We start from the raw sequence: 15,205 nt of genomic DNA, 5'->3' as shown, positions 1-15,205 counted from the left end.
CGCGGAGTCGGCGGGTTCGGCGCGTTGTCTGTTTGTAGGTGCCTTGGGGTGCGGGTCTGGGCGGTCGCGGGTGCCGTCCGCGGTTGGGGTGGTGTTAGAGGACGTCGCGGCGGCGGTGGGTTAGGGAGGGGAGGGTTCGGCGGACCTTGGGGGTTATGGCCGGGTCTAGTTCCAGGACGCGGACGGACGGGAACGGGCCCAGGTCCGCTAGGACGGTGCCCATGGGGTCGATGAGGCTGCTGCGGCCGACGCCGCCGGGGATGCCGCGTGGGGGAGGGGTGCGGTCGGGGGCCTTGTCCACGGCGACGACCCAGGTGGTGTTCTCGATGGCTCGCGCGCGCACGAGGGTGGTCCAGTGTTCTTCCTTGAAGACGCCCTGTGCCCATGCGGCGGGGATGACGAGGATGTCGGCGCCCTCGTCCACTAGGGCCCGCGCCAGTTCGGGGAAGCGGACGTCGTAGCAGGTGATGATGCCCAGGCGCTGGCCGGCCAGCTCCAGCACTACAGGACGGTCACCAGGAGCGACGCGTTCGGATTCGCGGTCGCCGAAGGCGTCGTAGAGGTGAAGCTTCCGGTAGGAACCGACGATCTCGCCTGTGTCGGAGATGCCCACGACCGTGTTGTGGACGCGGCCGTCCGGGGTGGGCTCGAAGACGCCGATGACCACGTTCACGGCGTGCTCGCGGGCCGCGTCACGGACGGCGGTGACCCACGGGCCTGTCAGGGGTTCGGCGAACTCGGCCAGCTCGTTGCCGAAGCGGACCTGTGAGGCCTCCGGGAACACCGCGAGGTCGCAGCCGCCTGGGGTGGACGCGGTCTCGGCGATCGCCGAGACGACGCGGTCCAGGTTCTCTTTCGGGTCGTCCCCGACCTCGATCTGACACAGAGCCACGCGCATGCCCCCATTCTGCCCCGCCTCCGCAGGGACGCCACAACCGCAGGGTGTGCGGATGGACACCGCTCGGGAAGTGGCTGAGATGGCATCGGATATGCGCCCGCCGGAGGCTTCAACGTGATGCGGAGGCTGGACTGCCTGGTTTCGGCCGGGCGGCTGGACGCGGCGATGTCCTGTCGCGTGAGTGAGAAAGAAGGTGGGGCATTGCGTCCTTTGCGCCGGGTAATTGTCCGGCGTGGCGCGTTCTGTGCGCGGCTCAGGTGGGCGTGAGCAGGGGAAATGACAGGTGTCATCTGGACGGCGTGATAGGCGCCTGCCGCATCGGTGATGGCTGTGTCTACCCCGCTTGACGTCCCCGGCGCGAGCCTTGAGGCATGGTCAAAAGGACAGGGGACGGCGAGGCCGTTCGGGTAAGGGAATTGCGGCAGCGGTATGGAGAGTTCGAGGCCGTCACCGGGATTTCGTTCGACGTCGCGCACGGTGAGCTTTTCGCGCTGCTCGGCACGAACGGGGCTGGGAAGACGACCACGATGGAGGCGCTCGAAGGGCATCGGCCCGCGCACGCCGGCGAGGTCCGGGTGCTGGGCCGGGACCCGTACCGCGAGCGGCGGGCCGTCCGGCCGAGGCTCGGGATCATGCTGCAGGAAGGCGGGTTCTTCGCCGACCTGACGACGGCGGAGACGGTCGACCACTGGCGCGGGTTCGTCCCGGACCCGCGGCCGCGGGACGAGCTGCTCGACATGGTCGGCCTGCGCGAGCAGGCGAAGGTCCGGACGCGGCAGCTGTCCGGCGGGCAGAAGCGCCGCCTCGACCTCGCGCTCGCCCTCACCGGACAGCCCGAAATCCTCTTCTTGGACGAGCCGACCACCGGAATGGACCCCGAGGCAAGGCATGCCACCCGCCGGACGGTCGCCGAACTCGTCCGGAACGGCCTGACCGTATTGCTCACCACGCACTACCTGGAGGAGGCGGAGCAGCTCGCCGACCGGCTCGCGATCATGCATCGGGGACGGATCGTGGTGTCCGGGACGGTGCCGGAGGTCGTCCGAGGGCACGGAGACCGGGTTCGGTTCCGCGTCCCGGCCGGGCTTCCGGTGGGGGAACTGCCGCTGCTGCGCGGGGTCGCCGCCGGGATCGAGGTGGACGCAGGGCACGCGACCGCCACCTACACGCTCCCGCCGGACGACCTGCAACCCGGCGTCTACGGGCTGCTGCGCTGGGCGGACGAGCGCCGCCTCACCCTGTCCGGCCTGCGCGTCCACAACGCGTCCCTCGAAGACGTCTTCCTCAGCACGGCGGGAGTCCCCTCATGATCGTCAACCGCGGCCCCCGCGCGCGCCTCGTCCGCTTCGCGCGCCTCGATCGCGTCAGCTTTGCGGCGGATGCGCGCCTCGACCGGGTTCGGCTCGTCCGGGTGGCGCGTCTCGATGCGACGCTGCTCTGGCGGAACCGGACGGCGCTGTTCACCACGGTCGGCCTGCCGCTGCTGTTCGTCGGGATGCTCTTCCCCATGCGCGGCCAGAAGATCCAGGGCGTGGACGCCGCGCTCCTCCAGGGCACCGGCCACCTCGCGTTCTTCCTGCTCTTCGCCGTGTTCATGAACCTGGCGACGGTGTTCACCGCGCGCCGCGAGGACGGCACGCTCAAGCGGCTGCGCGGCACGGCGCTCGGCGACGCGGAGATCCTCGGCGGCAGCGTCCTCACGGCGACCGTCCTGTACCTGGCGCAGGTCCTGGTCCTTGGGGTGGTCCTGGTGGCGGCGCTCGGCGGCCGTATGCCCGCCGACCCGCTGCTCATGCTCGCGGGACTGGCCTGCGGCGTCGTGGTGTTCGCGCTGCTCGCGTTCCTGGTCTCCGGGATCACGCCGAACGCCGAACTCGCGCAGCTGACCGTCCTGCCGGTGATGTTCGCCTGCATGGCGGGGGCCGGTGTGATGTTCCCGCTCGGAGAGCTGCCGGAGATCGTCCAGAACCTGCTGCGCGCGCTGCCGCTCACCCCGGTCGTCGAGACCGTCCGCACCGGGTATTTCGGACGCGACTTCACCGCCCACGGCGTCCCGCCGGAAGTAGGTTTCGGCCGCGGATGGCTCGCGTGCCTGCCGTCCTTCGCGATCATGGCCGTCTGGATGGGGTTCGGCCGCTGGCTGGCGGAACGATCCTTCCGCTGGGAACCCCGGCGCTCCTGACACGGAAGTAAGGTCATCGCCCATGGACGCGACCACCTCCGCCGAGCTGGAACGACGCGCGGCGACGCGGTTCGAGCGGTACCGGCGGGTCACCTACCGGTCGTTCCTGATCGCGGGCGCCGGCATCATCAGCCCGACCGTCATCGGGCTGTTCCTGGGACACCGCGACGGACGGCTCCCGGTGCCGCTCATAGCGCTCGCCCTCGCCGGACTCGCGCTGCTGTTCGGGTACTACGCCCGGATCGTCCGCGCCGGGCTGGACGGATCCGCCGACCGCCGGGACGTCGTCGCGGGCGGCGCGGTCGCGCTGCTGCTCGCGCCGCTGCTCATCGCGCACCCGCTCGCGATCATGATCCCGTACTTCTGGCTGTCGGCGGTCGTGCTGTCCCCGATGCGCGTCCGGACGATCGTCTGGATCTGCCTCGGGACGGCCGCGGTAGAGGTGACCTTCGCGGGCGTCGGCTGGGCGCTGGTCGCGGACCGTCCCGTCCACTGGTGGGCGCTGCCCGTCGCGTTCGCCGCCTTTGCCGGAACCGCCGGGATCGTCGCGTTCGTCAACCGGTACCAGCGCCGCATCTGGGACCTGCACGTCGAGACCCACGCCGTCCGGCAGGCGCTGGCCCGGGTCGCGGTGTCGGAGGAGCGGCTGCGCTTCTCCCGCGACCTGCACGACCTCCTCGGGCACAGCCTGTCGCTGATCGCGGTGAAGAGCGAGCTGGCGATGCGGATGGCCGAAACCGACCCCGCCCGCGCCCGCGCCGAAATGGCGGACGTGCGGCGGGCCGCGCGGGACGCGCTGCGCGAGGTCCGCGCCGCGGTGCGCGGCTACCGCGCGATCGAGCTGGACGCCGAGCTCGCCGGGGTGCGCGCCGTCCTGGAGACGGCGGGCGTCCGCTGCGAGGCCGGCCCGATCCCGGACGACCTGCCCCCGGACGTCCGGACCGTCCTGGCCTGGGTGATCCGCGAGGGCGCCACCAACGTGATCAAGCACAGCGACGCCCGCACCTGCACGATCGACCTGACCCGCTACGGTGACACCGTGGTCCTGGAACTGACCAACGACGGCGTCACCACCCCGTCCAACCCCCGCAAAACCCCCGCCACCGTCCCGAACCCGAAGGCGCCGGGCCCGAACGGGCCCTTCGCGGAAAAGCCGGGAGTGGAAGGCGCGGTCGGCCTGCCGGAGCCGGGCATGAACGAGTCCCGCCCGACAGTGCCAAGCTCGGGCGTCGCCGGTTCGAAGATCGCCGGTTCGAAGATCGTCGACGTGCGCGACGCGGAGCCGGGCGACGGAGGTGGGCCCGCTCGGTCGGCTGGCGACGATCCCGGCGGACGGGGGTTCGGTGGTGGCGAAGGCGGCGGTTCCGGGCTTGCAGGACTGAGGGAGCGCGTTGCGGTTCTCGGCGGCGAGCTAAGCGCCGATCTGGACGGGCGTGACCGGTTCGTCCTCCGGGCCGTCCTGCCGCTGGACGGGTCGGTACGGGCGCCGCGGGGCGCGGCGTGATCCGGGTGCTGCTCGCGGACGACGAGCACCTCATCCGCGGGGCGGTCGCGGCGCTGCTCGGCCTGGAGCCGGATCTCGACGTGGTCGCCGAGGTCGGCCGGGGCGACGAGGTCGCGGACGCGGTCGCCGCACACGATCCGGACGTGACCGTTCTGGACATCGACATGCCCGGAATGGACGGCCTGACCGTCGCCGAACGCCTCAACCAGCAGGGCGCCCGCTGCGCGGTGTGCGTCCTGACCAGTTTCGCCCGGCCCGGCTACCTGCGCCGCGCCATGGCCGCCGGAGTGCGCGGCTTCGTCGCGAAGGACGCGCCGACCGACGAGCTGGCCGCCGCGATCCGCAAGATCCACGGCGGCGGCCGCTACCTGGACGCCGAGCTGGCCGCGAGCGCCATGGCCGTCGGGGACAACCCGCTCACCGACCGCGAACGCGAGATCCTCCGGCTGATCGGCGCTGGCACCGAGACCGCGCGCATTGCGGAGCTGCTGCACCTCACCGAGGGGACGGTCCGCAACTACCTGTCCACGGCGATGACCAAACTGGGCGAGCCGAACCGCGTCGCCGCCGTCCGCGCCGCCCGCGAAATGGGCTGGATCTAGCTCCGGGCCGCGGCACCTGCGAGCACCGACCCAGCAAGAACCGCAGCGCTTGCCGTGCTCCGAACGTCGAAGACAGCCCCCTCAAGAAGGGCAACAGCTCCACCACCTTCGGACGCCCGCAGCAACCATCGGACGCCCGCAGCAACCATCGGACGGTGCAGCAACCATCGGGCGGCGCCGTGACCTTTTGGGCAGCGCTGTGGCCTTTGGGTAGCAGCGATGCGGCCTTCAGGGAGCGCCGCGACTTTCGGGCGGCGCCGCAACCTTCGGGGTGCCGAGGGCTTCGGGCAGCGGCGTGAGCTTCGGGAGGCGCTGCGGCCTTTAGGGTGCGACGCGGCCTTCAGGGGGACGCGGCCTTTTGCTCAGCGGGCGGCCCGGACTTCAGGCCTTCGGCGAATATCTCGGGACGGCGGCGTGCTGGTCGAGAGTCAGGTAAGGCCTAGGGCGGACTTCCAGATCGGGAGGGACGGGGCGACCGACAGCGGCGACTCCGTGATCGCGTTGTCCCAGATGCGCGAGATGCGCGTGGACGGTTCGTAGCGCGTCCAGCCGGGATCGCCGGTGGACGCGAACGACGTCCACGATTTCCGGACGGCGTCGGACAGCGCGCCGAAACTGTCCGGAACCGGTGAGCCCAGCTGGCGGACGGCGAAGCGGGAATCCGGAATTCCGAACACGAACGGCACGTCGACCGAGTGCCCGGTACCGCCCGCCGGGTTGCGCCAGGTGAAGTCGAACAGCCATGTGCGGCCGCCCGCCGCGGCGTGAGCCTCGGCGACGAGCGAGGTCGCCATGCGGAACATCGCGTCCGACAGCAGCTCCACGGCCAGATCCAAGTCGCTGAGCTGCGGATACGCGGTCCGATACTGTTCGGCTCCTGCCTCGCCGAGTTTCGTCGTCCCCGAAACCATTTCGGGCGTCAGCTCGGGCGGTACGGGCGAGGGCAGGAACGCGCGCGCCTCCTCGTGGACGAACCCGCAGACCAGATCGACGTCCCGGCCCGCCGCCACGCCCGTCCACGGCGGACCCGCGACCAGGTCACCGTCGATCACCGGCGCGAACGCCGTGACAGGCCGCGTCACCGGATCCAGCGGCGCGTCCTGGACGGCGAGGACGGCCTCGGGCGACAGCCCTGCGAAACCTTCCCACGTCGCCTCCACCCCGGCCGCCTTGGCGATGATCCCCGTGATCTCGGTGGCCTCCGCAGGGTCGAGGTAACCGTCCGGAACGCTGTGCACGATCGCCCGCCGAAACAGGCCGCGCGCCGCCGGCGCACCCATCAACAGCGTGATCGACGCCGCCCCGGCCGACTGGCCGAACGCGGTGACCTGGTCCGGGTCGCCGCCGAACGCGGAGATGTTGCGCCGCACCCACTCCAGCGCGGCGATCTGGTCGTGCAGACCGCGGTTGTCCGGAACTCCGGGAAGGTGTCCGAAACCCTCGAAACCCGTCCGGTAGTCGAACGTCACCACGACCACGCCCGCCCGCGCGATCCGCGCCGCGTCGTAGTGCGGCATCGAGCTCGAACCGACCCGCCACGCACCGCCGTAGAACCACACCATTACGGGCAGCCCGCTACCGCCCGGGTCGGGAGTCCAGACGTTGACGTTGAGACAGTCCAGGCCGTCCCCGGCCTTCCAGATCGCCGGCACCGTCGGCAGCGGCGGAAGCTGAGGCGGGGGAGTGCCGAACCCGGTCGCGTCCCGCACGCCGTCCCACGCCTCGGCCGGAACGGACGGCCGAAACCGCAGCTCGCCTTCGGGCGCGGCCGCATACGGGATCCCCCGGAAGACCGCCAGCCCGTCCACATCGAATCCGCGCACCGCACCGAGGTCCGTCCGCGCCACCACATCAGTCACGCCGCCGACGCTACCGGCCCCGAACCCCCTTCAGCACCGCCCGCTCCACGCCAGCCCCGGACCCGTAACCCGCCGAGCCCCGCCCTCTTCACGCCGGACCATCCCGCGACGTGTGTCCGGGTGCCGCCGTTCATGCCGGACTCGCCTGAAGCGCGCCTTGGGCGTCATCAGCTTGGTGCCGGTCCGACTCGCCACGTCTCGGAGGGCGTCTGTGTCATGTGGGACGCGCTCCCTTCCTTTGAGCGCTGCGCGTTCAAGCCGGACCGACCCGCGACGCCTTCCAGGCGCCGTCTCGTGCTGCGCCCGCTTCGTGCTGCGCCCTCGGGGTCCGCCCGCCTGAGCCTGCGATGATCCGCGATGTCTTCGGGCGCAGTCCCGCGCGTCCTGCGCGGCGACTTCGGGGCCCGTGCTGCTCCGGTTCGCGTTGAGCCAGGTCCGCGTCGGCGTTGGGTGTTCTCCGGTTCGCGGTGGGTCAGGGGGCGTTGCCGTTGGGTGTCGTCCGGTTCATGCCAAGTTCTTTGGATGTGTCCGGGCGGGATGAAGATCACCGGTACGCTGGCGCGGTTTCCGTTCCGGGAGGACGACACCACATGCCGCGCCGCACAGCTCTCCTGGCCGCCACCGGCACCCTGTCCGTGGCCGCCGCGCTCGCTCCGACCTCAGTCGAGGCCGCGACGCCGACTGCGGCCAAGCCGGAAACCGCCGCGACGAAGTCCGAAACAGGCGCGTCCAAGCCGAAAGCGGCCACAGCCCTCCCCGCGGTCGGTCCTTGGCAGGCGACGGGGTCCTACCTGGTCAGCAGCCTGTTCCAGAACCAGGGGCTCGCGACCGTCCGCGCGCTCGGCGGCTCGCACCTCTGGTACACGGGGAACGTCGTCGCCCCGGACGCCCAGCTCAAGGGCTGGAACCACGTGGGAGACCCCGACTTCTCGCACGGCTACGTCGTCGAGCCGTACCAGTCGGGCGCAGCGGCCCCGACGTCCAAGATGTTCCGTGTGTACGACACGGCGCACGGGTTCCGGTCGTCCGATTTCACGCACCGGCTCGTCCCCGGCGAGGCGATGAACAACTCCTTCGCGGCCGTCAGCCGGGACGGCCAGTGGCTCGTCTCCGGCGAGTGGGAGACCGAGAACCGCCTGCTCATCACCCCGATGCCCGTGGTCAACACGAGCGCCGCCGACCCCTCGAAGGACCTTCCGCTCACCGGACGCGTCGTCCTCGACAAGCCCGTCCGGAACGTGCAGGGCTGCGTCTTCACCACCGCGACCCGCCTCGTCTGCTCCTCGGACGACGCGACCGGTGCCGTGGACGGCGTCGTCCGCCCGCTCCTCCAGGTCGACCTCGCTCACGCCCCGGACGGCCGCGACGTCCCCGGACGCGTCACCGCCCTCGGCCCAATGCCGCTGGTCAGCGCCTGCAAACCGGACGCCCAGCACAACTTCGAGACCGAGGGCCTCGACTACGACGCCGAGACCGGCGTCCTGCGGGTCGAGGTCGTCCAGCCCGGCCTGTGCATCCCGCTGACGACCGTCTGGGAGTTCAAGAGCCGTACCGTGGGTGGGTGACCGATCAACTCCCCAACGAACCGGCCACGCAGGCCCCCGACCAAACCGCCGCTAATCGGCCCGGTCCGGACGCCGATGCGGTCGCGCGCGTCCCGGCGTCGGCGCGGCTGAGGCGCTGGACGCGGCGGACCCTCCTGGTCCTGGTGACCCTCTGGGGGTTGGTGACGGCCGCGTCCATGATCGTCGTCGTCACAACCTCGAAGCGAGCCGCCGTCCCCGCAGGACTGTCGTTTGTGCAGGCCGGGGACGTCCGGACGCGCTACCGCGAGTGGGGGAGCGGCGGCAGCCCGGTGGTCCTCGTGCACGGCGCGTTCGAGTCGGCCGACGCCTGGACGCCCACCGCCGACGTCCTCGGACGCACCCACCACGTCTACGCGCTCGACCTCACCGGCTACGGCTACAGCGAGCACAAATCGCCCTACAACGCCGCCCACATGGCCGATCAGGTGAACGCGTTCATCGCCGCGATGCACCTCGCGAAACCCGTCATCGTCGGCCATTCCAGCGGCGCGGCGGTCGTCGCCGAGGCGGCCCTCCGCCGTCCGTCCGCGATCGGCGGGCTCATGCTCCTCGACGGGGACGCCCTCCTCACCGGCGCGGGCCAGAAGAGTCCTGTCTCCTACCTGCTCATCGACCCGTACCGGACGGCCTTCCTACGCGTTGCCCTGCGTTCCGACTGGCTCGTCCGCACCGCCTACGCGCGCGCGTGCGGGCCCCGCTGTCCGCGCCTGGACAAACAAGGCGTCGACCAATGGCGGCGTCCCTTCATGGTCCCGGGCGCGGAGAAAGCCGCCTGGCAGATGCTGCGCAACGGCGTCGTGGGCATTCCGACCAAACGCCTAGAGCAGGTGCGGACGCTGCCCATGCCGAAGTCCGTTGTCTTCGGCGCGGACGACTTCGTCTTCAGCAAATCCACGCCGGCCGAAACCGCGGCCCGCATCGGCGCTCCGTCCCCGACCCTCATCCCGCGCGCCGCGCACATGACCTTCATCTCCGACCCCGTTCCGGTCGCCACCGCCATAAGCGCCCTGGCATCCCGCTGATCACCGCCAGGAGCCCAACCTCCTGAAGGCGCCTCCATGCCCTGATCGTCCGCTTGCGTCGTAAATGCGACCTGCGGAGCGCGGCGGCCGTAACCCCTCCGAGCCGCCGCGCCCAGCGGTTTCGATGCCGAGCGCGGCACCACGCCGAGCGTGCGCCATGCGTCCGCCGGAGATCGCGCCAGTGGCGTTGCCGGGAGGAGACGAGGACGGGCGGACGGTTAGAGTGCCGGGGTGAGTGAGCCACTGGTCCGCCGGATGCGCGAGTTCGGCGAGACGATCTTCGCGGAGATGTCGGCACTGGCGGTACGGACCGGCGCGATCAACCTCGGACAGGGTTTCCCGGACGAGTCGGGCCCCACCGAAATGCTCCGCCGCGCCGCCGACGCCATCCTCGCGGGGGACAACCAGTACCCGCCGGGCCCGGGTGTTCCCGAGCTGCGGGACGCCGTCGCGGAGCAGCGACGTGCCCTTTACGGACTGGAGTACGACCCGGCGACCGAGGTGTTCGTGACGGTCGGCGCGACCGAGGGGATCGCCGCCGCGCTGCTCGGCCTCGCCGAGCCCGGCGACGAGGTGATCGTCTTCGAACCGTACTACGACTCCTACGCCGCGATGATCGCGATGGCCGGGGCCGTCCGGCGGACGGTGACGCTGCGTCCCGAGCACGGCCGGTTCACCTTCGACCCGGACGAGCTGCGCGCCGCCGTCACCTCCCGGACCAAGCTGATCATGGTGAACTCCCCGCACAACCCGACCGGGACGGTGTTCACCCGCGCCGAACTGGAGCAGATCGCGGCCGTCTGCCGGGAGCACGACCTCGTCGCGATCACCGACGAGGTCTACGAGTACCTGACCTTCGACGACGTCGAGCACATCAGCCTCGCCACCCTGGACGGCATGCGCGAGCGGACGGTCGTGATCTCGTCCACGGGCAAGACGTTCTCGGTGACGGGATGGAAGACCGGCTGGGTGTGCGCGCCCGCGCCCTTCGTGAACGCCGTCCGGACGGTCGCGCAGTTCGTCACGTTCACCGCCAGCGCTCCGTACCAGCGTGCGACCGCGTACGCGCTGCGCGAGGAGTCCGCCTGGGTGGAGAACCTGCGCAAATCCCTCCAGGCCAAGCGCGACCGCCTGATCAGCGGGCTGGACGCGGCGGGCTTCGAGACCCTGCGCCCGCAGGGCACCTACTTCGTCCAGGCCGACATCCGTCCCCTGGGCTTCGCGGACGGCCTCGAACTGGCCCGCGCCCTCCCCGAACGCGCCGGCGTCGTCGCCATCCCGACCCAGGTCTTCTACGACCACGCCGAGGCCGGCGCCCACTTCGTCCGCTTCGCCTTCTGCAAACGCGAGGACGTCATCGACGAAGCCGTAACCCGCCTCCGCCGCCTGGCCCCCTGACCAAACTCAAGCCACCCTGAGCGCAAACGACCAACCGAACACCTTCGAGCACTCCTGAGCGTCACCGCCCATTCCGACAGCTCTGAGCATCACCGGCCATTTCCGAACACCACGCGACCACCCGAGCATCCACTCGGGACGCGAACAAACGCACATCGACCGTCCCATCGCCGCTGCGGCCCAACCACGCCATCCGCCCCTCCCCGCATGCCCTCGCCGCCCTCGCCGGGCGTCCGCCAGGCGCGACGCCTTCGTCCGCGGGGGAGGCCGCGCCCTCATCAGCCGGGGACGAGTACCTCAGCCCACCCGACCAGCCAGGACGTCCCGACAACCAGAACACGTCGCCCACGCCGCCCGGCGAGGCGCCTGCGGCATTAGGGGGCTTTGCGCTCGGACCGACTGTCAGGGCTTGGCGGCGCTGGTGGGCATTTGGGACTTTGCGCGCCGACGGACTCTCAGGGCTTGGCTGCGGGGTCGAGAATGCGGGCTTGGGGCCCGGGTTTGCGATGAGTTCAGTGGTGCGCGATGGGTCGGACTGATGTCGGCGGCATGTACGGGCGAGCATCGATCAGAGGAGCACAGCGTGAGCGTCATTGTCATTCAGTTCATCACCGTGGACGGGGTCGTGTCCGATCCGGACGGGTCGGGTGGGACGGCGACCGGGGGCTGGGCTTTCCGGCACGGACCCGAGACGGTCGCCGGGGACAAGTTCAAGCTCGGGGCCACCCTGGACGAGGGCGTGATGCTCCTGGGCCGGACGACCTGGGAGCTGTTCTCGCAGCTGTGGCCAAAGCGCGATGACCCGTTCTCCGCCCGGATGAACGCCGCGCGGAAGCTGGTCGCCTCGCGAACCCTGACCGACGTGTCGGCGTGGCCGAATTCGCAGGTCATGGAGGGTGATCTGGTCGAAGCCGTCCAGCGCGAACAGCGCGACGTGATCATCACCGGGAGCCTCAGTGTTGTGCGAGCGCTGATGGCCGCGGACCTGATCGACGAGTACCGGCTGCTGACCTTTCCCACGGTTCTCGGCACCGGCGATCGCCTTTTCCCGGCGGACGGTCCGCCCGCATACCTGGAGTGCCTGTCCGCCGAGCAGGTAGGCGCCGCCGTCCTGGCCCGATACGCGAAGCCGTCCTGATGACGCCCTCCTCGGCACGCGGAGGGACGACGTCTCTCCCGCAATGCTGAGGGCCACACGTCCCTCGACACACTGAGGGTTCACGCGTCCCTCGACACGCTGAGGTTTACTCTCCCCTCGGCGCGCTGACGGGCCGCGCGTCGTCCGGTGCGCTGACGGGCCGCGCGTCGTCCGGTGCGCTGACGGGCCGCGCGTCGTCCGGTGCGCTGACGGGCCGCGCGTCGTCCGGTGCGCTGACGGGCCGCGCGTCGTCCGGTGCGCTGACGGGCCGCGCGTCGTCCGGTGCGCTGACGGGCCGCGCGTCGTCCGGTGCGCTGACGGCGCGCGTCCTCCGGTGCGCTGACGGGCCGCGCGTCGTCCGGTGCGCTGACGGGCCGCGCGTCGTCCGGTGCGCTGACGGCGCGCGTCCTCCGGTGCGCTGACGGGTCGCGCGTCCATCGGTCCGCTGCTGGGGTGCGCGTCCCTCGGCGGGCTGGGGGCATGCGTCCCTCGTCGCGCTGAGGGGCGCACGTCTTCGACATGCTGAAGGAACACACGCCTCTCGACCCGGCGAGAGGGGTACGCGTCCATTGCTGCGAAGGGGGCTCACGGGCCCCTCGGTGCGCTGTGGGGTACGCGTCCGTCGTCGCGATGAGGGCTCGCGCGCCTCGGCGCGCTGAGGTGTCACCTGTGCCTCGGTCCGTCGAGGGATGACACATCGCTCAGCGTGCCCAGGGGGGGGACGCGGTCCTCCGAGTACGGAGGGGGATGCTTCGCTTGTTGCGTTGAGGAGGATGCGGAGCGTGGGGGTTGGGGGTGTGGTGAGTATTGATCTTCGGTGGGTGCGCATTTACGCTCGGGATGCTTGAGAAACGCTCACTATCGAGCATTCCTGTGAGGTGCCCGTGCCGCGTGTCCATCGACGCAGCCGTCCAGTCCGCCGTGGAAGAAGTACCGCCGCGCTCGCCGCAGGCGCGCTCGTCGCGTCGCTGACCGTTGTCGCGACGCCGTCCGCCCAGGCCGAGAACGCTCATCCGAACAACATCGGTACCGTTCGAGCATCCGTGAAGCAGGATGGTCGAACGGTCACGGTCGAAACCCGCGGGTACCGGATCGACATCGGGCGCAGCCCGTTCTCGATCACCACGCGCCGCGCCGGGAAGACCGTCCTCGCGACCGCGGCGGGCGGCGCGTTCGACGTCACCCGGCCGGACGGGACGCGCATCACGCCGACGCAGGTCAGGAAGGCCCGCTGGTCGCACGGCACGCTGAGCCTGGACGTCGCGACGTCCGACGCGGCGGCGACGCTGAACGTGAAGATCACGCCGTCCGCCGACCGGTACCAGGTGCGGACGGCGGTCACCGGCACCACGGCGACCGCCGCCGCGATGCACCTGGACATGGCGTCCGGAAAGCACTGGTACGGGCACGGCGAGGCCAAGAGCGACGCCGAGGGCGAGCCCGACACGCGGCAGCCTTGGCCGCTGGACGCCGCGACCGGCAAGGAGCAGGTCAACGACACCGCGTTCGGCCCGGCGTCCTACCTGATGATCGAGCCGTTCTGGTTCACCGCGACGTCCGCCGGGCTCTACATGAAGACCGGCAACCTCATGCACGTGTCGCTGGGGCGCGTCCACCCGGGGGTCGCGGACTTCGAGGTCACCGACACCTCCGCCCTGGACGCGACCGTGTTCGTCGAGCGCGACCCGCGCGCGGTGTACCAGGACTACATCGGCATCGCGGGCAAGCCGCAGAAGATCGGCGCGACGCCCGACCAGTTCGAGAAGCCGCTCTGGAACTCGTGGGCGCAGTTCTACTCGACGGTCGACCAGAAGGGCTTCCTTGAGTACGCGCGTTCGCTGCACGACGCGGGCGTCCTCGGGCACACCATGCAGCTGGACGACGGCTGGATGACGCATTACGGCGATTACACCTGGAACACCAAGTTCCCCGACCCCAAGGGCATGTCCGACCAGATCCATGCCATGGGGTACAAGTTCGGCGTCTGGATCACCCAGTGGATCAACCTGGACGCCGACAACTACCAGGTCGCCAAGGACAAGGGCTACCTCCTCAAGTCCAAGCAGGACCCGTCCCAGCCGTGCACCGTGACCTGGTGGAACGGCAAGGCCGGGCTGATCGACCTCGGCAACCCCGACGCCTACAAGTGGTACGAGGGGCAGCTGAAGAAGCTCCAGGCCGACTACGGCGTGGACGGCTTCAAGTTCGACACCCGCTTCTTCGACGAGCGCTGCGCCGCGTCCAACGGGCTCGACGCCGCCGGATACCGGAAGCTCGGCGCCGAGCTGGCGCAGCAGTTCGACCTCCAGGGCGCGGGCATCCGCGTCCACTGGACGGGCGCGCAGAAGTACGGCTTCGTCACCCGCACCGTGGACAAGGGCACCGACTGGGCCTCGCTCAACGCCGCCGTCAAGCAGAACCTCGCCGTCTCGGTCATCGGCTACCCGTTCGTCGCGACGGACATGATCGGCGGTTCGGACAGCATGCCGCCGCCCGCGAGCGATGTCCTCGTCCGGTGGGCGCAGGCCGCCGCCGTCATGCCGATCGAGTACTCCTCGACCTCACCGCTCAAGGTGTACGACTTCGTGAACAAGAAGTGGGTCACCTACCCGCCCGAGGTCGCCCGCGACTACGCCGCCGCGACCCGGCTGCACGCCGCGCTCGCCCCGTACATCCGCGTCCAGGCGGCCCGCGCCGTCCGGACGGGCGAGCCGATCATGAAGCCGCTGTTCTTCCAGCACCCGGACGATGCCGCGTCCTACACCGTCGCGGACGAATGGCTCCTCGGCGACGCGCTGCTCGCCGCCCCCGTCCTCGCCGCCGGGACGGCGCGGGACGTCCACCTCCCGCCGGGCCGCTGGTACGACGTCGTCCGCCACCGCGTCATCAAGGGCGGTGACCTGCACGGTTACGCCGCCGACCTCAACACCGTGCCCCTCTTCGTCCGAATGGGCACCCCCGACACCGCCCGCCTCCTCAAGATCCTCAAGTAACCCCGCGCGCCCCCGGCCCGTTC

At 70.7% G+C, this 15,205-nt stretch carries 11 protein-coding genes; 9 read left to right on the top strand and 2 right to left on the bottom strand.

Annotated elements, in window-relative coordinates; all coding sequences use genetic code 11:
• Nucleotides 1-94 precede the first annotated feature (94 nt).
• Nucleotides 95-898, bottom strand: coding sequence for a carbon-nitrogen hydrolase family protein (locus FHU30_RS18210; protein ID WP_253877222.1), 804 nt, complete (start codon nucleotides 896-898; stop codon nucleotides 95-97).
• Nucleotides 899-1,269: 371 nt separating this feature from the next.
• Here FHU30_RS18210 and FHU30_RS18205 point away from each other — a divergent pair, with 371 nt between their 5' ends.
• From FHU30_RS18205 to FHU30_RS18190, 4 genes are read left to right on the top strand one after another with little or no spacing between them, the layout of a single operon-like run.
• Nucleotides 1,270-2,208, top strand: coding sequence for an ABC transporter ATP-binding protein (locus FHU30_RS18205; protein ID WP_253877219.1), 939 nt, complete (start codon nucleotides 1,270-1,272; stop codon nucleotides 2,206-2,208).
• Nucleotides 2,205-3,080, top strand: a complete 876-nt coding sequence (locus tag FHU30_RS18200; RefSeq protein ID WP_253877217.1) for an ABC transporter permease — start codon at nucleotides 2,205-2,207, stop codon at nucleotides 3,078-3,080. Before FHU30_RS18205 ends, FHU30_RS18200 begins: the two co-directional genes overlap by 4 nt.
• Nucleotides 3,081-3,102: 22 nt before the next feature.
• On the top strand, nucleotides 3,103-4,584 hold the full coding sequence (locus FHU30_RS18195; RefSeq protein WP_253877215.1) for a sensor histidine kinase: 1,482 nt from the start codon (nucleotides 3,103-3,105) through the stop codon (nucleotides 4,582-4,584).
• On the top strand, nucleotides 4,581-5,186 hold the full coding sequence (locus FHU30_RS18190; protein ID WP_253877213.1) for a response regulator: 606 nt from the start codon (nucleotides 4,581-4,583) through the stop codon (nucleotides 5,184-5,186). Before FHU30_RS18195 ends, FHU30_RS18190 begins: the two co-directional genes overlap by 4 nt.
• A 428-nt stretch (nucleotides 5,187-5,614) precedes the next feature.
• Here FHU30_RS18190 and FHU30_RS18185 read toward each other — a convergent pair whose 3' ends face one another.
• On the bottom strand, nucleotides 5,615-7,045 hold the full coding sequence (locus FHU30_RS18185) for a carboxylesterase/lipase family protein (protein ID WP_253877211.1): 1,431 nt from the start codon (nucleotides 7,043-7,045) through the stop codon (nucleotides 5,615-5,617).
• A 590-nt stretch (nucleotides 7,046-7,635) separates the two neighbouring features.
• On the opposite strand from FHU30_RS18185, the gene FHU30_RS18180 reads away from it, so the two are divergent.
• The 5 genes from FHU30_RS18180 to FHU30_RS18160 all read left to right on the top strand — a co-directional run bounded on the left by FHU30_RS18180 (nucleotide 7,636) and on the right by FHU30_RS18160 (nucleotide 15,182).
• Nucleotides 7,636-8,610, top strand: coding sequence for a hypothetical protein (locus tag FHU30_RS18180; RefSeq protein ID WP_253877209.1), 975 nt, complete (start codon nucleotides 7,636-7,638; stop codon nucleotides 8,608-8,610).
• Nucleotides 8,607-9,653 carry an alpha/beta fold hydrolase gene (locus FHU30_RS18175; RefSeq protein ID WP_253877207.1) on the top strand — a complete coding sequence of 349 codons (1,047 nt, stop codon included), beginning with the start codon at nucleotides 8,607-8,609 and terminating at the stop codon, nucleotides 9,651-9,653. Before FHU30_RS18180 ends, FHU30_RS18175 begins: the two co-directional genes overlap by 4 nt.
• Nucleotides 9,654-9,884: 231 nt before the next feature.
• Complete coding sequence (locus tag FHU30_RS18170; RefSeq protein ID WP_253877205.1) at nucleotides 9,885-11,051, top strand: pyridoxal phosphate-dependent aminotransferase; 1,167 nt, start codon at nucleotides 9,885-9,887, stop codon at nucleotides 11,049-11,051.
• Nucleotides 11,052-11,634: 583 nt separating this feature from the next.
• A complete protein-coding gene (locus FHU30_RS18165) occupies nucleotides 11,635-12,189 on the top strand; it encodes a dihydrofolate reductase family protein (protein ID WP_253877203.1) in 555 nt (184 codons plus the stop codon).
• Between the two features lie 1,043 nt (nucleotides 12,190-13,232).
• Complete coding sequence (locus FHU30_RS18160; RefSeq protein WP_253877201.1) at nucleotides 13,233-15,182, top strand: glycoside hydrolase family 31 protein; 1,950 nt, start codon at nucleotides 13,233-13,235, stop codon at nucleotides 15,180-15,182.
• Nucleotides 15,183-15,205: the final 23 nt, after the last annotated feature.

The sequence above is a fragment of the Actinomadura rupiterrae genome, from assembly GCF_024172125.1.
GTDB classification, from domain to species: domain Bacteria; phylum Actinomycetota; class Actinomycetes; order Streptosporangiales; family Streptosporangiaceae; genus Spirillospora; species Spirillospora rupiterrae.
The sequence above is the reverse complement of the archived record's forward strand: the minus strand, read 5'-3'. Positions and strand labels throughout refer to the sequence as shown.

Coding starts and splice junctions, on each gene's coding strand:
- FHU30_RS18195 (WP_253877215.1), top strand. CDS start 3,103: ATGGACGCGACCACCTCCGCCGAGCTGGAACGACGCGCGGCGACGCGG.
- FHU30_RS18200 (WP_253877217.1), top strand. CDS start 2,205: ATGATCGTCAACCGCGGCCCCCGCGCGCGCCTCGTCCGCTTCGCGCGC.
- FHU30_RS18210 (WP_253877222.1), bottom strand. CDS start 898: ATGCGCGTGGCTCTGTGTCAGATCGAGGTCGGGGACGACCCGAAAGAG.
- FHU30_RS18180 (WP_253877209.1), top strand. CDS start 7,636: ATGCCGCGCCGCACAGCTCTCCTGGCCGCCACCGGCACCCTGTCCGTG.
- FHU30_RS18205 (WP_253877219.1), top strand. CDS start 1,270: ATGGTCAAAAGGACAGGGGACGGCGAGGCCGTTCGGGTAAGGGAATTG.